Consider the following 21813-nt stretch of genomic DNA (forward strand, 5'->3'; position numbering starts at 1 on the left):
GCTGTCCGGATTCCTGTCGCTGTCACTGAGCAGCATTCCCGTTCATCCCCTTGCCCTTTGGTCACACAAGGTGTGTGACCCCTTCACGAATGGAACGACGATATGACCCGTAGGAGACGACCCCTCTTCCTGGCCTTGCGCTGGGTGGCCCTCGCGGTGGGCGCGTTGCTCGCGCTGACCGCGTGCGGCAGCGACTCCGGGAGCGGCGGCGGCAACGGTGAACCCGTGCGCGGCGGTGTGCTGACCGTCGCCCAGGCCGACTACCCCGAAGAGGGAATGAACCCTCATGTGCGTGGCTGCTGCACCGAGATCCAGGTGCTGCGCAACGTCTACGACAGCCTGGTGGCCATCGACTACGACGAGTCCATCCACCCCTGGCTGGCCGAGAAGTGGGACCGCTCACCCGACGGCCTGGTGTACACGTTCACCCTGAAGCAGGGGGTGAAGTTCAGCGACGGTGAGCCGTTCAACGCCGCCGCGGTGAAGGCCAACTTCGACAAGATCATCACCGACAAGGAATACGCCCCCTCGACCGCCAAGAGCACCTTCCAGACGCTCAAGTCGACCGAGGTCGTCGACGACTACACGGTCCGCACGGTGCTGTCGGAGCCGACTGCGAACTGGCTCAACACACTTGCCTCGCTGCAGGGCGGTCAGATCTCGCCCAAGTCGTTGGAGAACCCCGATGTCGCCGCGGGCGGCGTGGGCATCGCAGGCACCGGCCCGTTCGTCCTGACCGAGGTGGTCGAGGGCGCCGAACTGCGGTTCAAGCGCAACGAGGACTACAACTGGCCGTCGGCTCTGGCCAAGCACGAAGGCCCGGCCTACCTCGACGAGCTCGTCGTCAAGGTGATCCCCGAGCCGAATGTGCGTGCGGGACTGCTGAGCTCGAACGAGATCGACGCGATCGCCCAGGTTGCCCCGGCCGACATCGCCCAGTTCGACGGCGTCGAGGGCTTCCAGTTCGAGTGGAAGCCGTCCAACGTGTCACCGTGGTCGCTGTACTTCAACGTCACCGGCGACAACACCAAGGACGTGCGGGTCCGGCGCGCGCTGCGCGAGGCCGTCGACCTGAACCCGATCATCGACACCGTCCTGCAGGGCAGCTCCGACCGTGCGTGGAGCATCGTGGGTCCGCAGAGCCCGTTCTACGACGCCAAGTACGAGAACGCCTACGGCGGCAACGTCGAACTGGCCAACCAGCTGCTCGACGAGGCCGGCTGGACCGGCCGCGACAGCGACGGCTACCGCACCAACGCCGCGGGCCAGCGGCTGACGATCCGCCTGATCGCCACCGAACCCAAACCGCCGCTGTCGACCGTGCTGGAGGCCTACCAGGCCGAGCTGCGCACCAACGCAGGCGTCGAGGTCGATCTGCAGTTCCGCGATGAGGGCACCGTGGACGTGGTCCGCGAGACCAACACCTATGAGGCGTTCCCCCGCGCCGTCGGTGGCGTGGACATCGGTGTGGTGCTGGAGAAGATCTACGAGACCGGCGGTGCGATCAACGGACCCAAGCTGGAGGACCCGCAGGTCGACGGCTGGCTGGCCGACGGACGCACCGCGCTCGACGATGCCGACCGCAAGGCCGCCTACGACAAGGTCGCCCAGTTCGCCCTGATCGACGACGTCACTACGCTGCCGCTCTACACGGAGCGCTACAACGCGGCGGCCACCAGCCGGGTCAACGAGATCGAGCGCTGGCTCGACGCGCCCCGCGGCATGGTGAACTTCTGGGCGTACGACACGTGGTTGGGCGATGACTCGGCCACGTAACGGCCTGCCCGAGTTTGGGATCTTCTTCCGGCTCAACGACACCCAGGCTGATCCCGTCCGCCAGTACCACGACGGGATCGACCTGATCGTCCACGCAGAGAAGCTCGGACTGTCGACGGCCTGGGTCACGTCGCATCACTTCCGCTCCGACAAAGGCACCATCGCCTCCCCGCTGGTGTTCCTTGCCGCGGCGAGCCAGCGCACGAGCCGGATCAAGCTCGGGGCGGGCGTCGTCGTCATCACGCTGGAGAATCCGATCCGGGTGGCTGAGGATGCGGTGATCGCCGACGCCCTCGCCGGTGGCCGCCTGCAGCTGGGACTCGGCTCGGGACTGGAGGATTGGGCGTTCGGGCCGTTCGGCGTCGATTGGGAAGACCGGCTGCGGGTCTACGCCGACAAGGTGGCACACCTGCGGTCGGTGCTCGACGGCGACGACCTCGGTGGCGGCCGCAGGCTCTACCCGCCTGCGGGCGCACTGAGGCAGCGGTTGTGGCGGGTCGCCAGCGCCCCGGCCCATGCCGAGGAGATCGGCAGAGTGGGTGACAACCTGCTGCTGCGGTCATCGAAAGCGCTCACGTTCGAGGGAAATCTGGAACGCCACAGCGAGGCCATCGACGCGTTCCGGTCGAATGCCGGTCCGCAGCAACGGATCGCCGCGTCCCGGACCGTCATCGTCGCCGACACTGTCGGGGAGGCACGGCGGTTGGCGGGGCAGGCGGCGATCGATCTGCACGTCAAACACGGCAACGGTGTCCCGTGGTACGGCGACCCCGAACTGGTGCGCGAACGGCTGCGAAACGATCCTGAACTCGACCACGTCGACGAGGTACTCCTGCAGGTGGCACCGGCCAAACTCACGCTGGCGCAATGGAAAGCCAGCCTGGGCCTGACCGTGTCGGAAGTGCTCGATCCTCTGCGCAAGGAGGCACGCGAGTATGCCCGGATCTCGTGACCGTGCCCTCGACGACCCAGGCTTGATCCTCAACCTCAACCTGCTGCCCGGTGGCACAGCGAAGGGGTCGTGGCGGCTCGACGAGCGCGACCCGTCCTGGTTCGTGTCGCACCACCACTACATCGAGGCCGCCCAGCTCGCGGAGCGCGGAAAGTTCCAGGCGGTGTTCCTGGCCGACACCCCCGCGTGGGACGACGCGTACTGGCACCATCCGTGGCGGGCGATGACGCCGTTCATCGCGCTGACCGCGATCGCCGCCCGCACCGAACGGGTCGGGCTCATCGGTACCGCGTCGACGTCCTACAACGACCCGTACAACCTGGCCCGCCAGGTGGCATCGCTGGATCTGGTCAGTGACGGCAGGGCGGCGTGGAACTATGTCGTCACCGCCGGTGACCGCCCGGCCCGCAATTTCTCGGCGGCGCAAGCCGATCCGAAGGACGAGCGGTACGCGCGTGCCGAGGAGTTCCTCGACGCGGTGGTTGCGTTGTGGGAGGCGTGGGAACCCGACCCGATCGCCGGGGACAGGGCCACCGGCGACTACCTGAGGCCCGGCGCGATCCGGCCCGCTGCGTTCGCGGGGCAGCGCATCCAAGTGGCGGGGGAGCCGCTCGTGCCGCCGTCTCGGCAGGGGCGGCCGCTGCTGGTGCAGGCAGGTGCTTCCGAGCGTGGCATTGCACTCGCTGCCCGCACCGCGGACGCGGTGTATACCCATCAGACCGAGATCGACGACGGTATCGCCTACCGGAACCTGTTGCGTGGCAAGGCTGCCGCGGCGGGACGCGATCCGGACACGATGAAGCTGCTGCCCGGCTTCTTCGTCGTGATCGGGGACACCGAAGCCGCGGCGCAGCGCAGGCACCACGAGCTCACCGAAGCGACGCCGGATGCCACGCGGCTGTCGTTCTTCGCCCGCCAGCTCGGCATCCCGGTCTCGGAGTTCGGGATGGACCAGGCGCTGCCGTTCGACCTGATCGCCAAGTCCGAGATCAGCCGCAGCGCTGCCAGCGAACTCGACACGCTGCTCGACGTGGCGGCGCGCGACAACCTCACCGCCCGGCAGGTCTTGGCGTTACGCCGCAACGGAACCCAGCACGTGTCAGTGATCGGGACCCCCGAGCAGGTGGCCGACACGATCACCGGGTGGTACCTCGCCGGTGCGGCCGACGGATTCAACTTGCACGTCGCAAGCTCTCCCGGAGTCCTCGCCGATTTCGTCGAGCATGTGGTGCCACTCCTGCAGGCAGGTGGCGTGTTCCACGAGGACTACGCGGGCACCACGCTGCGTGAGCACTACGGGCTGGCGCCGCACCGGCTCGGGGCAGGTGTGTTGAGTCGATGACCCGGGGGCTGCGGCTGATTGCGTCGGGTGAGCATGCCTTCGGGCCGATCGCCCGCTGGCGCGACCCTGCCGTCACTCCTTCGGACATCGCCGATCTCGACCAGCACGCCGCCTATGCGGGCTGGGCCGAGGACACCGGTTTCGACGCCCTGTTCTACGCCGACTTCCTCGGCTTCGACCCGGTTCGTCAGCTGAGCCCCCGCCTGCCGTTCGATCCGGTGACCCTGACGGCGGCACTGGTCGCGCGCACCCGGCACCTCGGATTCATCACCACATCGTCGACGACGTTCGGCACGCCGTTCCACGTCGCCCGCTCGCTCGCGTCGCTGGATCGCCTCAGCGGAGGGCGGGTCGCGTGGAACATCGTCACGTCGTTCACGGGTGAAGCCAACTTCGGGCTGGACGGGCTGCCGTCCCCGGCGCACCGGTATGCCCGCGCGCAGGAGTTCCTCGACGTCGTGGACGCACTGTGGAAGAGCTTCCCGGAGTCCGCGGTCATCGACGACAAGACCGCCGGCAGGTACGTGGATGTAGGGCGAATCCACGCCATCGACCATGTGGGCGAGCACTTCTCGGTGTCCGGGCCACTCGACAAGCCGGGCCCGGTCAGGCGGCCGGTACTCGTGCAGGCGGGGTCGTCGCCCGAGGGGGTGGCGTTCGCGGCACGCAACGCCGACGTCGTGTTCGTCGCGGTACCGAACCTCGAGGAGGCCATCGAGTTCAGGACGCGGCTGACCGACGAGGTCGCCGCGGCGGGGCGCGCACCCGACGCCGTCCTTATCGTCCCCGGCTTCCGGGCATTCCTGGGCGCCGATGCCGCCGACGCCAGACGCGTGCGGTCCACCCACGTCACACCCGATCTACTCGACAAGGCGCGGCGCGCGGTGCTGCGGGAATCCGACCGCTTCGAGTTCGTCGACCTGCCGCTCGACGAACCGATCCCGGCCTCCCATCTGCCGACCGAAGCCGAACTCGACGCCTCGGCCGGCCGGCGCAGCCGCGCGCTGATCTACCTGCGGTGGGCCCAAGAGCCCGGCGTGACCTTGCGTGAAGTGCTGGAGCGAATCGCGCTGGAACACGGGCACTTCGCGCTCACGGCGAGCCCGTCGGCCGTAGCCGACGAGTTGGAGAAGTGGTTCCTCGCAGGCGCCGCCGACGGCTTCATGGTCGGCTACGGATCAGGTATCGCCCAATTCGCCGACGAGGTGATGCCGCTGTTGGCCGAGCGAGGTCTGTGGAAGCCACCCACCGACCACCACCTGCGTGACCGCCTCGGACTTCCGGAGCGAGTGTGACGACGTCGGACCACGTCGACGCGGCGTGGCTGGCGCAGCGCCTGCAAGCCACGTCGTCAAAAGACCTGGGCCACGGACTGACTGGGCTCATCGACGGAGGCGAGCTGGCCCCGGGATCCCACCTGCCGACGATTCGCGACTTCGCGCGTGCCGCCGGTGTCAGTCCCGGCACGGTGATGACCGCCTGGAGTCGGGTACGCGACTCGGGCCGACTGCACACCCGTCGCCGCGGCGGCACAGTCGTCGTCGATCCGAATCGTCCGGAGCCGTCGCACGCGCACGTGGACTGGCCCCAGATCGAGATGGCTTTGGTGACACCGGATTCCGCACTGCAACCTGACCTCGGCGCCGCGCTCGTCGAGGCGTTGGCCGCTACCCCAGATCTACACAACCCCGAACGCGCCTACCTCAGCGAGCGACTGCGCCACAGCGTCGAACACACCTGGCCGTTCGAGGCGGCGGCGTGGAACTGCGTCGGCGGCGGCAGCGAAGCCGTCGTGCTGGCGACCGCGGCCGCGGCGTCGGGCGGGCCGGTCGGTGTCGAAGAGCCCGTCAGTCCCGGCTATCTCGACACCGTCCGGCAACTCGGCATCGAGGCGTTCGGCATCCGGGCCGACACGCACGGTCCCACCGTCGCGTCCGTCGAGGCGGCACTGAACCGCGGTGCCACAGCGCTCGTGCTGCAACCCAGCGGGGCCTATGCGATGGGCGGGACGCTGAGCGTGGAGCGGGCTCGCGAACTCGCCGACGTCATCGGGCCCGACACGTGGGTGGTGGAAGACGACAGTGCGGGACCGCTCGCGTCGGCCGAACCGGTGTCGCTGGGAGTGCACCTTCCTGACCGGGTATTGCGAATCCGCAGCTACTGCAAGGCTTTCGGCATCGACCTGAGGACCGCGGTCCTCGGTGGCAGCGCCGAACTGATCGAGCGCACCGTCCGGCTGCGCAGCTTCGGCATGGCGTCCAACAGCCGGGTCCTGCAGAACGCGCTCGCGCACCTGATCGACGACCCCGAAGCTGCGCACACGATGACGCGGGCCCGCGCACGGTATCGGCTGCGCCGACGCGCGGCGCTCGACGCCTTCGCCGGTGTCGGCCTGCGGGCGTCGGCGAGCCCTGACGGTTTCGTCGTCTGGGTGCGGGTGCCCGACGAGACGTCGGCCTTGATCAACCTCGCCCGGCAGGGCATCGTCGCCGCCGCGGGAGCGAAGTCGTTCGTCAATCCCGCCGAGGGACTGCTGCGTTTCTCGATCCTGCAGCTGCCCGAAGACCGCGACCGCGTCGACGAACTGGCCGCGGCCGTGCGGTCGGCGGTCAACTCGGCAGACCGCGAGTACTTCGACTGAGGTATTTCGCGAGGAGTCAAGAACTCCAGGGAGATGCCGTCGGGGTCACGGAAGTGGATACGCGGCATATTGCCCGACGCCGAGCGGACTGGAAGAGACCTGGGCACTTCGATTACTCAGGGAGATCGGGTGCGTGCCCGCAGCATGAATCGGCGCCAAGCGCTTTGGCCATCTGTGTCCGACCACCCTCAAGATGGCTCCTGAGGAAGTCCACGCAACGTTCGTCCCCCGCGGCCCATGCTTCGAAGATTCGCGGGTGCTGCACCGAGCCACGAGGCGCCACCACCGGCAAGCGGTACATGCGAACCAAATAGCGTTGAACGCTCTGCCATACGGGTTCGAGGATCCGGCGAGTCACGTCGGTGGTGGCCGGCAGGATCAAAGCGGCGTGGAAGTCGCGGTGCGCTTCTTGGAAGCGGACGGGGTCGTTGACGGGATCCAGTCGACCCATCGCGTCGAGTGCCCGTTTGGCCCGCTCGACATCCTCCGGGGTCTTCGCCGTGCACGCCCGAGCAATCAGCGCGGTCTCCACGATCAGACGAAGTTCGTAGAGGCCGTCGATCTCGGAGGCACTCAGATCGGTGACCCGCGCGCCGTGGTTGGGAACGCTTTGAATGAGGCCTTCGCCCTCCAACGTTCGCAGTGCCTCACGCACCGGGATATGAGACACGCTGTATCGCTGACGGATGTCGTCGACGACGATGCGGGATCCTGGCTCCAGATCGTTGGCCAGGATGCGGTCACGCAGTGCGGCAACCAGCCGGTGCGTCACAGTGGTCTTCGGGCCGGTCTTCGGGTCGCCAGGTTCGGGGGACCTCGGCTGCCGCAGATCCTCGGTGGCGGTCATCGGAGCATGTTATCGGCGGATCGTCGCATCGGTTGGCCCGTCGTTCTGTGAGTACCGTCCTGATCGACGGCTTGGGTTGGCATGTTCCAGAATATAATATAATCTCTGGGCGATGGAGCTCACTCTGCCTACGGCGGGGGCGTCGACACTCATCGTCAGCGCCCGGTTGCGGGCACCACCGTCGCGTCGTTGATGTGCCGACACCTGTGGCCGCACATGCGTCAGACCATTCGGCGCGCGGCCGGGCAAGATCTTTGCGCTGCCCGGTGTCGCTAAAAGTGTTGTTGTACAACGACTTATTGGCTTGCCGACCCCCGGGGCAGGTCTTCAATCTTATGATCCGCCAAAAATAGTCAGCGCCAACATGTTTGACGCCTCTGGAAGAACCTTCCGACGGTCGCGACACTTCGGACTGGTGATGCGGAGGCTACCCAGCCGCTAAACGGGTTACTCCCGTGTGCAACGAAATATCTACGTGCACAAACTGTTCCGGTATTGGAGTGCTCCGATGAAAACGGGCGGTATCGACAAATTTTATTCTCATCAAATCCTGCGCGAAGAATCTCAGTGTGATTAAACTATGAGCGTGCTTCTCTACGTGATACGCCGCGTCGGCCAGTCACTGCTCGTCCTCTGGGCCGCTTTCACTTTGGCCTTTGTCATCCTCTTCATCATGCCGTCGGACCCAGTTCGGTTGGTCCTGAACTCCGGGGGTGCGGGGAACGTCGCGGCGACAGTGTCGCCGGAGCAGATCGCAGCCATCAACGCGGAATTCGGGTTCGACCGGCCTCCTGTCGTGCAGTATCTGTCGGCCTTGGGCAACGCTGTCCGCGGGGATTTCGGCACCTCCCTGCAAAGTCGTCAACCTGTGGTGGCCGAGATCGCGTCCGTCCTGCCGAGCACGCTCCTGCTGGCGTCGTTGGCCCTCGTCTTCGCGGTCCTGTGGGGCACCGCGCTGGCGGTTGTGAGCACCTACACGAGGATGGGCTGGCTGCGACAGTTCCTGCTTTCGCTGCCCTCCGTCGGAGCTTCGGTGCCGGCATTCTGGCTGGGGCTGTTGCTGATTCAGATCTTCTCGTTCAAACTCGGGTGGTTTCCCCCGATGGGTAACAAGGGCTGGGGCAGCCTCGTCATGCCGGTCGTCACCTTGTCGCTGCCCGTCGGTGCGGCCATCGCGCAGATCCTCGCCAGAAGCCTTCGCACCGCTATGGCGGAGCCTTACGTGGTCACCGCGCGAGCCAAAGGAGCATCGCGCCTGTACGTACTGCTGCGCCACGCGGTACGTAACGCGGCGATCCCGCCATTGACCATGATTGGCCTGCTGGTCGGCCAGTTGGTGGCCGGTGCCGTGGTCACCGAAACCGTTTTCTCCAGAGCAGGACTCGGGCGGCTGACGGTGTCAGCGGTCAACCGGCAGGACCTTCCGGTCGTACTCGGTGTCGTCGTGCTGTCCGCATTGATCTTCGTCATCACCAGCCTGGTTGTCGACCTTCTGTACTCGCTCATCGACCCGCGGGTCAACGTGCGGTCCCTGGCCAGTACGACGTAAAGCGCTTTCTACCAACAGAACACAGCGACGCAACAGCGGCCCACATATCGGGACCGCCGGGCCGCGCCGCCAACGAAAGGAATCAATGACAACCTCCGTCCCCGTAGGTGCCACGGGAACCCGCACTTGGACCGTCGACGGTACCCGGACGATCACCCGCGGCCCGGTCGAAGTTTTCTCGACACCGAACATGGTCCTGCTCATGGAGGAAGCAGCGATGGCTGCTCTGGCGCCCTATATCACCGAGGCTCAGGAGACGGTCGGCAGCACCGTCGACGTCGCACACGTCGCGGCGACGCCAGTAGGCATGTCGGTGACGGCCAAGGCGACCGTGACGGCAGTCGATCGCCGGCGGGTCAGCTTCGAGGTGGAGGCTACCGATGATGTCGAACTGATCGGCCGCGGAACCCACGAACGCTTCATCATCGATCTCGAACCCTTCATCGGGCGTCTTCAGAAGAAAAGCCAGAAGTGATCACCGACAACATTTCTGCGCTGTTCAACCCGACGTCGGTAGCCATCGTGGGGCTCTCGGATCGCAAAGGTTCGGTGGGGGCCGGATCTTTGACGAACCTCCGAAACTTCGGCTACGCCGGCGAGATCTGGGGAGTTCATCCCAAACGCAGCGAGATCTCCGGAGTGCCCTGTTTTCCCAGCCTGGGTGATCTACCCGCGGTGCCGGAAGCGGTCATCATCTGTGTCGGCGGCGAAAGTGTCGTCACCGTCGCCGAGGAGGCAGGAAAACTCGGCGTCAAGGCGGCGGTCAGCTATGCATCTGGCTTCGCCGAGGTCGATGGCGGCGACGCCCTGCAGGCCCGGCTGACCGCAACCTGCCGCGTCAACGAACTGGCCTTCGCGGGACCGAATTGCCTTGGTGTGTTCTCCCCGGCGAACAGCTCGGCACTGTATTACTCATCCCTTCCCGAGAACATGTCTGCGGGTGGTGTTGCCCTGCTGTCACATTCGGGATCGATCTGCATCGCCATGGTGTCGTGCGGAAGGTTCGCTTTCTCCCACGTGATCTCCGCCGGCAACGAAGCCGTCCTCGACGCCGGTGCATATCTGCATCACTTCGCAGCCGATCCGAAGGTTGAAGTCATCGCGCTGATCGTCGAGACGGTCCGCGACGTCGCGTCCTTCAGGTCCGGCGCACTGGCGGCCGCCAGGGCTGGAAAGCCCGTCATATGCCTCAAACTCGGGCGTACGGACGTGGGAGCAAAAGCTGCCGCCGCACACACCGGCGCACTGGTCGGTAGCTACGACGAATTTCAGGCATTCGCCGAATCAGTGGGGGTCGTCGTCGTCCGAGATCTCGACGAGTTGACCGAAACCGTCGAACTGCTCGCCAGCGGTGCAGTACCGGCAGAGGGCGGGCTGGCGATTCTGAGCCTGTCCGGTGGTGAGAACTCTCTGGTGTCAGATCTCGCAACAGACGCCGGGGTGGTTTTCCCCGAACTCGCCGACGAGACCATCGCCACGCTGACCACTGTGCTGCCGGACTTCGCCAACCCACGAAATCCGCTGGACGCGACAGGAAGTGCAGTGCATGACGGCGACATGTACCGAGCGGCGCTGCGAGCGCTGATCGCCGATCCTGGCATTGGCCTCGTCGGGGTGGGCCTCGATGCACCAACCGGGCTCGATCGACCGCACGCCCACAACTACGCGCGAATCGCCGCTGACGTGGCCGCTGTCGCCGGCGAAACCCACAAGCCGATCTTCTTCATGTCGAGTGTGGGCGCGGAGATCGATCCGCTGGTCCGCGGCGCCCTTGGCCCGGTTCCGGGTCTGCAGGGCATCCGCGAGGGAATGGCCGCCGTCAGCGCCGCCCTGGCCTATCCTGCGCTGCGTGAACGGGCACTCAGTCGGAGTGCTGCGATGGATGCGGAACCGCCGACGACGGTCGTAGCACTGCCAGAAGCGACCGGGCGCGCAATGATCGCCGCTTACGAACTACCGATTCCCGGCGGGGAGCTCACGTCCGATGTACAGACTGCTGCCGAGGCTGCAGAGCGCATCGGTTTCCCTGTCGCGCTGAAGATTTCCTCACCCGACATCCTGCACAAGACAGAGATCGGCGGCGTCGCTCTCAACATCGCGTCGGTCGCCGAGCTGACCGACGCATACGTCCGGATGGAAGGTGCGGTCACGGCCGCCGAGCCTGACGCTCGATTGGACGGCATCCTTGTCGAAGAGATGGTTCCCCAAGGCGTGGAACTGCTGGTGTCACTGCGCAGGACGCCGTTCGGTGTCCTGGTGACGGTCGGATTGGGCGGCATTCTAGTCGAACTGATCAGGTCGACGGCGAGCGCCCTTGCTCCCATCACCGATCGGGATGTCGACCGGTTGCTTGCCGAGTCACGCGCGTCGGAGTTCCTGGCGGGGGTACGTGGCGCGGAACCCTCTGACGAAACTGGTGTCCGCACATTCCTCATGGGCCTGAACCGTCTGGCCGCAACTCTCGATGAACGTATCGGGGAGGTGGAATTCAACCCGGTGACCGTTCTCGGGAAAGGCCTACGCGTCATCGATGTAGTCGTCACACCGTCGCAGATGTGAGGACGATTTTCTCTCGCGGGCAGTCGAATACGGCATCCGCATAAACAACGAACACGAACACTTTTCCAAGGAGACACCATGACAACACCCCGTCGAGAACGGCGGTCACGCGTCGCCGCGATCGCCGCGACCGTCTGCGCTACAACCCTCGTCGCCGCCTGCGGTTCCAGCGGTTCCGGCGGGGGCGGTGGTGCGGCCGACGGTCCGCCTCAATCCGGTGGCACGCTGCGGATCGGAATATCCAGCGACGCGGCATGTCTCGACCCGCACCAGACGGGCAACCACAACGTCATCTCGATGAACCGCCAGGTGGTGGACTCCCTCACCGATCAGGACGCCGAGACGATGGAGCTCGGGCCGTGGCTGGCCGAGTCGTGGGAGGTCGACCCGAACAACACGCGGTTTACCTTCAAACTCCGCCAGGGTGTCACGTTCAGCGACGGCGCACCCTTTGACTCCGGTGTCGTGAAGGCAAACCTGGAATCGATTGCCGCCCTTGGGCCGTTGTCCTCGCTGGGCGCCGCCATGGTCGCGGGAATCGAGTCGGTGGAGACGCCGGATCCCTCGACCGTGGTCGTCAAGTTCTCACAGCCCAACCCGCAGTTCCTCAACGCGACGTCCACGACGACGCTGGGAATGCTGTCGCCCGCCGCGCTGCAGGCATCTCCCGAAGCGCGCTGCAACGGCGAAGGTCTGATCGGTTCTGGATCCTTCGTGGTCGAGAGCCGCGTCAAGGATGCATCCACCGTGCTGACCAAGCGCACCGGGTACAACTGGCCCTCTGGCTTCGCCGATCACGCCGGTGACGCCTACCTGGATCGGATCGAGTTCAACATCGTGCCGGAATCCAGTGTGCGCGTCGGCAGTCTGCAATCGGGTGAGCTCGACATCATCGACGGCACCGCCGCCCAGGACATTCCCGCGCTGGAGGCCGGCGGGTACGTCATCGAGGGACGCGCCAACCCCGGCATTCCGATGGTGCTTTTCCTCAACCGCGAGAAGGAGGTCTGGCAAGACCCGGCGGTGCGTCAGGCGGTCCAGATCGGCATCAATCGGCAGCAGCTGATGGACACGGTCTTCACGGATCTGACCCCGCCGTCGAAAGGGACACTGGCAGCCACCACAACAGGCTTCGTAGACCAGTCCGATCTTCTGGCCTACGACCCGGACGCAGCCCGTGCATTGCTCGAGGGCGCCGGATACACGCGAAACGGCGGATCGGGAATCTACGAGAAGAACGGCACGCCAGTATCTTTCGATGTGATCCAGTTCTACCCGAACGAGACGCCCACCATCGAGCTCATGCAGCAGCAGCTCGCCGAGATCGGAATCGGCGTCGAGATCCGGGCAATGAGCAGCTCGGAGTCGGATGCGGTCGAAGCTGCCGGCGACTGGGACACCATCTACGCACACTGGACCCGTCCGGACCCCGACATCCTGCGGGTGATCCTCGACTCGACCGGAGAGAACCCCTACCGCAACGCGCCCAGTGAGCTGGACGCCATGCTCCAGGCGCAGGCCGTCGCCCCGTCCCAGGAGGAGCGCGCCCGAATCCTCGAAGACGCGATGAATTTCATCATCGAACAAGGGGTGGTCATCCCGATCCACGATTTCGTCAACGTCTGGGCCATGAGTGAGTCGGTGCAGGGTTTCGAGTTCGATTCGGGTTCTCGCCTGAAGCTCTACGACGCGTGGCTGTCGTGAGTTGATGGTCGACACAAGTAGGTGTTGCAGCCATGACTGAGCTCATCGTCGCTCAGCAAGCCGGTTCCGAGTCGGTGAAGCACGGCGTGCGCGCTGCCCGCGCGCGCCGTGCCGCCGGCGGCATTCTCACGCGTCTCCGTGGTCGGATGACGTGGGGTCTGGCAATCTCGCTGGCGATCCTCGTGATGGCCGCGCTGTGGGCGATCATCCCCGGCGTATTCACCAGCTATGACCCGATGACCGGGGTGCCCTCGGACGCGTTGCAGGCCCCCAGCCTCACGCATCTGTTCGGCACCGATCAGCTCGGCCGAGACAACTATGCGCGCTTGGTCTACGGCTCGCGGTTGTCGTTGCAGGCGATTGTCACCGCGGTGGCCATCGCGTTGTGTGTCGGCTCGGTCTTCGGGCTCTTGGCGGGCTTCCTGGGCGGCTTCGTCGACACGGTCGTCATGCGGGCAGTCGATCTGTTGATGTCGATCCCCAGTCTTCTTCTGTCCCTGGCGTTGATCACGGTGCTGGGCCCCGGCACCACGAACGTCGCGATCGCTGTCGGTCTGGCCAGTGTTGCGAGCTTCGCGCGACTGATGCGGGCGGAGGTGATGCGGGTGCGGACCGCGACGTTCGTGGAGGCGGCGACCGCGGTTGGAGCGCGGCGGAGCCAGATCCTCGTCCGGCACGTCCTGCCGAACGCATCCGGACCCGTATTGGCCATGGCTGCACTGGAGCTGGGTGGAGCCGTCCTCGCGGTGTCCTCGCTGAGCTTCCTCGGCTACGGTGCGCAACCGCCGACGCCGGAGTGGGGTTCGTTGATCTCTGCGGGCCGCGACTACATGGCGACCGCGTGGTGGCTGACGCTGCTGCCCGGTCTCGTCGTCACCGCAATAGTGCTGGCGGCCAACCGCATCGCCCGCGCGATCGAACGGGAGGAAGAGCTGTGACGACCATCAGTTCGCGTCCGACAGGCCTGCAGCAGGGTGGTAAACCACCGCGTCCACTTCTCAGCGTCCGCGACCTGACGGTGTCCTATTCTACGTCCGGCGACGTGTTGGTCGCCGCCGAGGATGTGTCCTTCGACGTCGGTGCCGGGGAAGTGGTCGCGATCGTGGGTGAATCCGGCTCCGGAAAGTCTACGAGTGCACAAGCCGTCATCGGCATGCTGCCGCGCAACGCGACGGTGATGAGCGGTGCGATCATGTTCGACGGTACGGATCTCACATCCCTGAAAGAACGTGCATGGCAACGGGTTCGGGGATGTGGGATCGGACTGGTGCCGCAGGACCCTATCGTTTCACTCAACCCAGTGAAGAAGGTCGGTGACCAGGTCAGCGAGGTTCTGCGCATCCACGGCATCGCCCGGCGACGAGACGCGGCCGCTCGGGCAGTCGAGCTGCTGGAACAGGCGGGCTTGAGTGACCCCGCCGCCAGGGCCCAGCAGTACCCGCACCAGTTGTCCGGCGGCATGCGCCAGCGCGTGCTCATCGCCGCGGCCATGGCGGCGAACCCGAAACTGATCATTGCCGACGAACCGACGAGCGCGCTCGACGTCACCGTGCAGCGCCAGATCCTGGACCACATCGAGAGACTCACCGAAGAGACCGGCACCGCGATGCTGCTCATCACTCACGACTTGGGAGTAGCCGCCGACCGCGCCAGCAAGATCGTGGTGATGTCACGGGGGCGAGTGGTCGAAGCAGGTCCCACCGATACCGTGCTCGGGTCACCCCAACACGAATACACGCAGACTCTCCTGTCGAACGCGCCGAGCATGTCGAGCGTTCGCCTCGGCGCGACACGCGCACACCCGATCAAGGCCAGCGTTGCGAAACCACCTTTACTGAAGGTCGAGGGACTCAGCAAGGAGTTCACGCTGCCGAGAACGTCGACGGGATCGCGGACGCTACGTGCCGTCGACGAAGTATCCTTCGAGGTTCGGCGCGGCGAAACCTTCAGTCTCGTCGGTGAATCCGGTTCGGGCAAGAGCACAACCGCGCGGATGGTCTTGCGGCTTGAGACCCCGACATCCGGACAGGTGGCGTTCGACGGTACCGACGTCACGGCGCTGGCGGCGAACAAGATGCGCGACATGCGAGGGCGTATGCAGCTGGTGTATCAGAACCCCTACGCGTCACTGGATCCTCGCTTCACCGTCGAGCAGATCATCACAGAGCCGCTCGTTTCGTTCGGTATCGGCTCGAAACGCGAACGGTCGGCCAAGGCCAGCGAGTTGATGGAGCAGATCGCGCTTCCAGTGAAGATGCTCGGTAGGCAACCCGCAGAACTATCCGGAGGCCAGCGCCAACGTGTCGCGATTGCAAGGGCTTTGGCACTGGATCCCGAATTCATCGTGTGCGATGAGGCTGTGTCAGCGCTCGATGTGACTGTGCAGGCACAGATACTCGAGCTGCTTGTCAGGCTTCAGGATGAGCGCGGCCTGACGTACCTCTTCATCTCCCACGACCTTGCAGTGGTGCGGCAGATATCCGATCACGTCGCGGTGATGCGCAAGGGCAGCATCGTCGAAGCCGGCACTGTCGACGAGATTTTCGGCGCGCCGAAACAGGAATACACGCAGGAGTTGCTCCGCGCGATCCCCGGCCGGCGGTGGGCGCACACCGCACCTTAAGGGCCGAATCACTCGACCATCTCAAATCGACCAGAGGCTTGGAGCCGCATGACGAAGTTTGACACCATCGAATTGACCACGCGCGACTACGTAGGCATCGTGAAGCTGAACCGCCCCGAGGTTCTCAATGCGATCGACGAGCGCATGATCGCCGAAATTGGTTCGGCCATCGATATTCTGGAATCAAATGTCGATATCCGTGTTGGCATCATCTGCGGTGCCGGTCGCGCATTCTCGGCCGGACACGACATGTCGGATGAGCTCATTCCGCGCGAGACCCCACCCGATCTGTTGTCCTACACCGAACGCAACGCTGCGCCGTGGTGGCGGCTGTGGAACAGCCGTCTTCCGTGGATCGCGCAAGTGCACGGCTACTGCCTGGGCGGCGCCAACGAACTGGCGATGATCTGTGACATGACCGTCGCTTCGAACGACGTACAGTTCGGAATCCCCGACGTGCAGTTCCAGGCATCGCCTCCGTTCAACATCCTGCCCTGGATCGTCGGAATGAAGAAAGCACGCGAACTCATCCTGACCGGCCGACGTGTCGGTGCCACTGAGGCATTGGAGATCGGCATGGTGAACGCGGTCGTGGCGCCCGACGAGTTGGAGAGAAAGGTGCTCGAGCTCGCCTCCGATCTGGCCAAGTCTCCGCCGATCTCCGTCGCCATGAACAAGAAGGCCTTCAACCGCGCCTACGAGGTACAAGGCATGCGCGCCGCGATCGATTCGGGACGAGAGACTTTCGTCATGCTGCAATCGAGCACCTCGGAAGAACGCGAGGAGTTCGACCGAATCGCGGAGGCCGAAGGGATGCGCGCTGCATTCGCTTGGCGTGACGCACGATTCGCCGTGAGGTGACGCACGCAGCAGTAGAGACCGCCCCGCTCGTCTGGTTGCCTTTCACACTCACGTCGCAGCTACCAGACAGAGTGCGTTGCGATGTCGTTGATTTCGGGTCTCGGCGACCGGCCGGAATCGACGAAGTCGAGTTCGTGGTCCTACCGTACGGGCCGAGCAGAGGTGTACTAGGTCTTCTCAAAGAGATGCCACGACTGCGGGTCGTGCAGAGCTTGGCGGCTGGAGTCGACCGTGTTTTGCCTTTCATCAATGACGGTGTCGTTTTGTGTAGTGCCCACGGTGCGCACACAACGGCCACGGCCGAACTCGCCTTGACTCTGATACTGGCGGCGAGCCGCGGTGTGCCCGGCTACCTCGGGGATCAAGCTGCTCGGAGGTGGGAGCCGGTGACGTCCCCGGGGCTGGCCGATAAGAAGGTGATCGTCGTCGGCCACGGCTCCATCGGAGCCGCAATCGCGACGCGATTGCGCTGCTTCGAGGCCGATGTGGTTCCCGTCGCGCGGACCGCCAGGTCAGGTGTCAGCGCGATGGCAGACCTACCGAAACTGTTGCCCGACGCGGATGTCGTCGTTCTTGCCGTCCCGTTGAACGACGAGACGCGCGGGCTGGTGGATTCCACGTTTCTGAGCCATCTGCTACGAGACACTCTGCTAGTCAACGTTTCCCGCGGTGGCGTCGTGGTGACCGACGATCTCGTCGAGGCGCTTTACGACCATCGGCTCTCGGCCGCGTTGGACGTGACAGACCCTGAACCGCTCCCGAGCGACCATCCCCTGTGGGGTGCGCCCAACCTGATTCTGACCCCGCATGTCGGTGCGAAGTCGGATGCTCAATCACCCCGGATTCAGCAGTTCATCGCCGATCAGGTGACGCGTTTTGCAAGAGGACAAGGTCTTCGGAACGTCGTGGAGAGGAGAATCCCGGCAATCCGGCGCACCGGCGACGCTGAGCAGCTGTGAACGCGCCGATATCACGGGGTTTCTTCCAGATCGAGGACCGGGGTGGGACGCGTGAAGCCCCGCGTTACGCCGAGCAGCCAGACGAAACCGATGGCCAGCCAGATCAACCCGATCACCAACGTCATCCCGGACAGACTGGTCCACAGCCACACCGTCAGCAGGAAGCCGATCGCCGGCGCGATGAGGTTCAGCACGATGTTGCTGCGATCCTTCAGGTCGATGAAGTAGTGCTTGATCACCGACAGGTTCACCACCGAGAATGCCACCAGCGCACCGAAACTGACCAGCGATGCCAGCGTGGCCAGATCGATGACGATCGCCAGCAGCGAGATCACGCTGACCACGAGAATGGCGTACACCGGGGTGCTGTACTTCGCCGAGACGTGTCCGAAGACCTTGCGGGGCAGGATACCGTCGCGGCCCATCGCGAACAGGATGCGTGCCACCGACGCCTGTGAGGTCAGTGCCGAACCGGTAGCTCCTGCGACGTACGCGGCGGTGAAGAGGGCGTTAAGGAAGGTGCCGCCCGCGGCCACCATGACGTCGAGTGAACCGGAGTCGACGTCGGCGAACTCGTTGGACGGGAACACCAGCTGCGACACGTAGGACAGCAGGATGAAGATGATGCCGGACACGATGGTCGCGATCAGGATCGCCTGCGGGACCGTGCGTCTGGCGTCCTTGGCCTCCTCCGACAGCGTGGACACCGCGTCGAAGCCCAGGAACGACAGACACAGGATCGCGGCTCCCGCGAGCACTGGGCTCAGGCCGCCGGCCGAGCCGTCACCGGTGAACGGTGCCAGGAAGTCGACCGAGCCGTAGCCCGCGATCTTTCCGACGGACAGGGCGATGAAAACGACGATGAAGATCGCCTGGATCGCGATGATGAGGAAGTTGGCGCGCGCCACCGACACGATGCCGACGATGTTGAGCACGGTGACGATCGCGATCGTCACGATCACGATGACCCACTCGGGCAGCGCGGGCACCGCCGCATTCAGATAGAGCCCGATGACGAGGTAGTTCAGCATCGGCAGGAACAGGTAGTCCAACATCAGCGACCAGCCGGCCAGGAACCCCACCGGTGCGCCGAATGTCTTCTGCGTGTAGGTGTACGCCGAACCGGCCACCGGGATCGCCGCGGCCATGCGCGCATACGACAGGGCGGTGAAGATCATCGCGACGAGGGTGACGATGTACGCCAACGGCAGCCGTCCACCGGAGGTTTCGGTGACGATGCCGTACGTCGTGAAGACCGTCAGCGGCACCATGTAGACGAGGCCGAACAACACCAGGGACGGCAGTCCCAGTGCCCGCTTGAGGCTGCCCTCGTCGGTGTCTGGCAGGAAACCCGATCTTTCAGTCATCGTTGACCTTTCACTCCGCCGTGAAGACTGCCGTACCACGTAGATACGTCGCCTTGATGCCCACCGACGGAAGGTCCAGCGGTGGTGTGGTGCGCGGGTCGCGCTCAAGCCAGACCATGTCGGCGCTGGCTCCGGGTGCCAGGACACCCCAGATATGTTCGGCGAAGCCCTGTTTGGCCACGCCCTCGGTGTACGCGGACAGCGCCCGCTCGATCGGCAGCACCTCGTGTGGGGTCCAGCCGCCCGCCGGCTCACCCTCAGCGGTGCGCCGCGACGTCGCGACGGCGATCCCGTCCAGCGGGGCGCCCGACGAGACCGGCCAGTCCGACCCGAAGCCCAGCGGCGCCCCCGACGTGTCCAGGGTGTTGATCGGGTACTGCTTGTCGGCGCGTTCGGCCCCCAGTCGCGGGATCGTCAGGACCGTCATCAGCGCGTCGAGCTGCGCCCACAGCGGCTGCATGTTCGGAATCACCCCGAGCGCGGCGAAACGGGCCAGGTCGGTGTCGTCGACGAGCTGGCAGTGCGCGATGACCGGGCGGCGGTCCCGCGAGGGATTCTGCGCCACAACGTATTCGATCGCGTCGAGAGCCTGGCGCACCGCGGCGTCACCGATCGCATGGATGTGAATCTGGAAGCCGAGTTCGTCCACTTGGCGGGCGGCCTCGGCCAGCGCGTCACCCTCCCAGTTCCGCATGCCGTGGGAGTGCATGCCCGAGCAGTACGGTTGCAACAGTGCGCCGGTCTCGTTCTCGACGACACCGTCGGCGAAGAACTTCACCGTGTTCGCGGTCAGCAGCGGATTGCCCGCCTCCTCGACGAGACGGCGCTGCTCGGTGAACTGCGTGATCTGGTTGTCGAAGTGGCGCGGGTCGGCGTACAGCGCAAGGTTGAAGCGCATGCGGAGCGCGTCGCGGCGTGCAGCATCGACATAGGTCGCGACGTCGGCGGGTTCCACCCAGGCGTCCTGCACCCACGTCACACCGCGGGCCAGGTAGTAGTCGGCCGCCGTGCCCAGCGCGTCGATGCGCACCTGCTCGTCGCGGGGCGGCATCACATTCATGACGAGATCGACTGCGCCCCATTCACGTAACGTGCCGAGAACGGAGCCGTCCTCGCGGTGCGGGATCTCGCCAAGCACCGGGTCCGGGGTGTCGGGCGTGATCCCCGCCCGTTCCAGCGCAACGGAGTTGCACCACACCGTGTGGTAATCCCAGGCCCGCAGCACCACCGGCCGGTCCGGCACGGCGGCGTCCAGCCAGCGCGCGTCGAAAAGCCCGCCCTCGGCCAGGCTTCCGTCATATGACGCTCCGACGATCCACTCCTCGTCGGGGTTCTCGTCGGCGAAACGTTTGACGGCGAGCACGATCTCGTCGACCGTGGTGGCCTGGCGCACCGCGGGGCCGACGGCCTCCAGCCCGCCGTAGAGCGGGTGGGCATGGCCGTCTCCGAACGACGGCATCAAGAATCCGCCGTCGAGATCCACCGTCACCGCGTCACGCCCGCGGGCGTCATCGCCGGTCGCGACGACGAGGCCGTCGACGACAAGGAGCGCGTCCGTCACCTCACGTCCCGTCCAGATGGCGCCGCCGGTGAACAGCGTCGCGCTCACTTGACCACCGCCGTCGCCTCGTGCCCGTTGCCGTACGGTGATTGCGGCTCAACGGGTTTCGACAGAGCTCCGTAGGTGTCGGGCCGCCGCGTCAACAGGAACGGGAACAACTCCAGCCAGTCGCGGCGCTGGTCGAGGTCGAGATCGGCGACGAGCACGGCCTCCTCGTCGCGCGGTGCCTGAACCAGTACGCGGCCGTAAGGGTCCGAGATGAACGAGGAGCCGTAGAACGACAGCGAGCCCTCGTCGCCGACCCGGTTCGGGACAATCATGAACAGGCCGCTGCTGATGCCGTTGGCAACGATGACCTGCTGCCACAGCGGCCGGGTATCGAAATCGGGGAACACCGGCTCCGAGCCGATGGCCGTCGGGTAGACGACAATCTCGGCGCCGCCCAGCGAATAACTGCGTGCCACCTCGGGGAACCACTCGTCCCAGCACGTGGGCATACCGATGCGGGCACCGAGGCCTGCGGGGTCGTAGACGGGATAGGGATCATCGGCAGGGCCTGCGCGGAAGTAGGTGTCCTCGTAGTAGCCGGCCGAGATCGGAATGTGCAGCTTGTGGGTCTTGGCGACCAATTCCCCTGCGGGAGAGACGAGTATCGCGGTGTTCAGGCCCAGGCCGTCGGCTCCCGGCGCGCGCTGGTACAGCGAGGCGTGCACGAAGATGCCGTTCGCGGTGGCGGCCTCGGCGGCCAGCGTGAACGTCGGGCCGCTGGTCAGGTCCTCGGCCAAGGCGTCCGCGTTCTCGCCGCCCGGCTCGTCGGCTGGGTACCGCAGAAGCGTGATCTCGGGCAGGAATACCGCCGTCGCACCTTCGGCGGCGGCACGGTCGATTCCGGACCGCAGCACCGTCGCCAACTCACCTGCGTCGGGACGCCACCGGTGCTGGACCAGACCGACGCGCAGCGGCTCCCGTGACGACTCGGTCGTGCGCGACAGCGGTGGCGCGACCGGGGCGGTGAGAACGATCATCCTGCTCCTAAAACGAATCAAGTTCGTTTATTGTGAACTCCGTCACC

The 21813-nt window shown here is 65.5% G+C and carries 17 protein-coding genes; 13 read left to right on the forward strand and 4 right to left on the reverse strand.

Features of this window, described 5'->3' with window-relative positions:
• Window positions 1–102 precede the first annotated feature (102 nt).
• From P9A17_RS04225 to P9A17_RS04245, 5 genes are read left to right on the forward strand one after another with little or no spacing between them, the layout of a single operon-like run.
• Window positions 103–1776 (forward strand): ABC transporter substrate-binding protein, encoded by a 1674-nt coding sequence (locus P9A17_RS04225; RefSeq protein WP_278037350.1) that lies wholly within the window; start codon window positions 103–105, stop codon window positions 1774–1776.
• Complete coding sequence (locus tag P9A17_RS04230) at window positions 1760–2728, forward strand: LLM class flavin-dependent oxidoreductase (RefSeq protein WP_278037351.1); 969 nt, start codon at window positions 1760–1762, stop codon at window positions 2726–2728. The genes P9A17_RS04225 and P9A17_RS04230 overlap by 17 nt, the downstream gene beginning before the upstream one ends.
• A complete protein-coding gene (locus tag P9A17_RS04235) occupies window positions 2712–4070 on the forward strand; it encodes an NtaA/DmoA family FMN-dependent monooxygenase (RefSeq protein WP_278037352.1) in 1359 nt (452 codons plus the stop codon). Before P9A17_RS04230 ends, P9A17_RS04235 begins: the two co-directional genes overlap by 17 nt.
• Complete coding sequence (locus P9A17_RS04240) at window positions 4067–5365, forward strand: NtaA/DmoA family FMN-dependent monooxygenase (protein ID WP_278037353.1); 1299 nt, start codon at window positions 4067–4069, stop codon at window positions 5363–5365. Before P9A17_RS04235 ends, P9A17_RS04240 begins: the two co-directional genes overlap by 4 nt.
• Complete coding sequence (locus P9A17_RS04245; protein ID WP_278037354.1) at window positions 5362–6711, forward strand: aminotransferase class I/II-fold pyridoxal phosphate-dependent enzyme; 1350 nt, start codon at window positions 5362–5364, stop codon at window positions 6709–6711. Before P9A17_RS04240 ends, P9A17_RS04245 begins: the two co-directional genes overlap by 4 nt.
• A gap of 112 nt (window positions 6712–6823) precedes the next feature.
• Here P9A17_RS04245 and P9A17_RS04250 read toward each other — a convergent pair whose 3' ends face one another.
• A complete protein-coding gene (locus P9A17_RS04250; protein ID WP_278037355.1) occupies window positions 6824–7558 on the reverse strand; it encodes a GntR family transcriptional regulator in 735 nt (244 codons plus the stop codon).
• 586 nt (window positions 7559–8144) lie between these two features.
• On the opposite strand from P9A17_RS04250, the gene P9A17_RS04255 reads away from it, so the two are divergent.
• The 8 genes from P9A17_RS04255 to P9A17_RS04290 all read left to right on the forward strand — a co-directional run bounded on the left by P9A17_RS04255 (window position 8145) and on the right by P9A17_RS04290 (window position 17813).
• Window positions 8145–9107, forward strand: coding sequence for an ABC transporter permease (locus P9A17_RS04255; RefSeq protein ID WP_278037356.1), 963 nt, complete (start codon window positions 8145–8147; stop codon window positions 9105–9107).
• Between the two features lie 85 nt (window positions 9108–9192).
• On the forward strand, window positions 9193–9582 hold the full coding sequence (locus tag P9A17_RS04260; protein WP_278037357.1) for a hotdog domain-containing protein: 390 nt from the start codon (window positions 9193–9195) through the stop codon (window positions 9580–9582).
• Window positions 9579–11666, forward strand: coding sequence for an acetate--CoA ligase family protein (locus P9A17_RS04265; RefSeq protein ID WP_278037358.1), 2088 nt, complete (start codon window positions 9579–9581; stop codon window positions 11664–11666). The genes P9A17_RS04260 and P9A17_RS04265 overlap by 4 nt, the downstream gene beginning before the upstream one ends.
• Before the next feature lie 78 nt (window positions 11667–11744).
• Window positions 11745–13370: an ABC transporter substrate-binding protein gene (locus tag P9A17_RS04270; protein ID WP_278037359.1), complete on the forward strand. Its 1626-nt coding sequence runs from the start codon at window positions 11745–11747 to the stop codon at window positions 13368–13370.
• Between the two features lie 146 nt (window positions 13371–13516).
• The gene (locus tag P9A17_RS04275) at window positions 13517–14308 is read left to right on the forward strand and encodes an ABC transporter permease (protein WP_347403834.1); all 792 of its coding nucleotides are present in this window, start codon (window positions 13517–13519) and stop codon (window positions 14306–14308) included.
• Entirely contained in the window at window positions 14305–15993 is a 1689-nt protein-coding gene (locus tag P9A17_RS04280) for an ABC transporter ATP-binding protein (protein ID WP_278037361.1), read from the forward strand. Before P9A17_RS04275 ends, P9A17_RS04280 begins: the two co-directional genes overlap by 4 nt.
• Before the next feature lie 48 nt (window positions 15994–16041).
• The gene (locus P9A17_RS04285; protein ID WP_278037362.1) at window positions 16042–16854 is read left to right on the forward strand and encodes an enoyl-CoA hydratase/isomerase family protein; all 813 of its coding nucleotides are present in this window, start codon (window positions 16042–16044) and stop codon (window positions 16852–16854) included.
• A 185-nt stretch (window positions 16855–17039) separates the two neighbouring features.
• Window positions 17040–17813, forward strand: coding sequence for an NAD(P)-dependent oxidoreductase (locus P9A17_RS04290; protein ID WP_278037363.1), 774 nt, complete (start codon window positions 17040–17042; stop codon window positions 17811–17813).
• 11 nt (window positions 17814–17824) lie between these two features.
• Here the strand turns inward: P9A17_RS04290 and P9A17_RS04295 are convergent, their stop codons facing one another.
• The 3 genes from P9A17_RS04295 to P9A17_RS04305 are packed head-to-tail and all read right to left on the reverse strand — an operon-like array spanning window position 17825 to window position 21766.
• A complete protein-coding gene (locus tag P9A17_RS04295) occupies window positions 17825–19180 on the reverse strand; it encodes an amino acid permease (RefSeq protein WP_278037364.1) in 1356 nt (451 codons plus the stop codon).
• A 10-nt stretch (window positions 19181–19190) separates the two neighbouring features.
• Entirely contained in the window at window positions 19191–20789 is a 1599-nt protein-coding gene (locus tag P9A17_RS04300) for an amidohydrolase (protein ID WP_278037365.1), read from the reverse strand.
• A complete protein-coding gene (locus tag P9A17_RS04305) occupies window positions 20786–21766 on the reverse strand; it encodes a nitrilase-related carbon-nitrogen hydrolase (protein ID WP_278037366.1) in 981 nt (326 codons plus the stop codon). Before P9A17_RS04305 ends, P9A17_RS04300 begins: the two co-directional genes overlap by 4 nt.
• Window positions 21767–21813 lie beyond the last annotated feature (47 nt).

Origin of the sequence: Mycobacterium sp. 236(2023) (assembly GCF_029623955.1) — a bacterium.
Lineage (GTDB): Bacteria > Actinomycetota > Actinomycetes > Mycobacteriales > Mycobacteriaceae > Mycobacterium.

Coding starts and splice junctions, on each gene's coding strand:
- P9A17_RS04225 (WP_278037350.1), top strand. CDS start 103: ATGACCCGTAGGAGACGACCCCTCTTCCTGGCCTTGCGCTGGGTGGCC.
- P9A17_RS04230 (WP_278037351.1), top strand. CDS start 1,760: ATGACTCGGCCACGTAACGGCCTGCCCGAGTTTGGGATCTTCTTCCGG.
- P9A17_RS04235 (WP_278037352.1), top strand. CDS start 2,712: ATGCCCGGATCTCGTGACCGTGCCCTCGACGACCCAGGCTTGATCCTC.
- P9A17_RS04240 (WP_278037353.1), top strand. CDS start 4,067: ATGACCCGGGGGCTGCGGCTGATTGCGTCGGGTGAGCATGCCTTCGGG.
- P9A17_RS04250 (WP_278037355.1), bottom strand. CDS start 7,558: ATGACCGCCACCGAGGATCTGCGGCAGCCGAGGTCCCCCGAACCTGGC.
- P9A17_RS04260 (WP_278037357.1), top strand. CDS start 9,193: ATGACAACCTCCGTCCCCGTAGGTGCCACGGGAACCCGCACTTGGACC.
- P9A17_RS04270 (WP_278037359.1), top strand. CDS start 11,745: ATGACAACACCCCGTCGAGAACGGCGGTCACGCGTCGCCGCGATCGCC.
- P9A17_RS04275 (WP_347403834.1), top strand. CDS start 13,517: ATGACGTGGGGTCTGGCAATCTCGCTGGCGATCCTCGTGATGGCCGCG.
- P9A17_RS04285 (WP_278037362.1), top strand. CDS start 16,042: ATGACGAAGTTTGACACCATCGAATTGACCACGCGCGACTACGTAGGC.
- P9A17_RS04290 (WP_278037363.1), top strand. CDS start 17,040: ATGCCACGACTGCGGGTCGTGCAGAGCTTGGCGGCTGGAGTCGACCGT.
- P9A17_RS04295 (WP_278037364.1), bottom strand. CDS start 19,180: ATGACTGAAAGATCGGGTTTCCTGCCAGACACCGACGAGGGCAGCCTC.
- P9A17_RS04305 (WP_278037366.1), bottom strand. CDS start 21,766: ATGATCGTTCTCACCGCCCCGGTCGCGCCACCGCTGTCGCGCACGACC.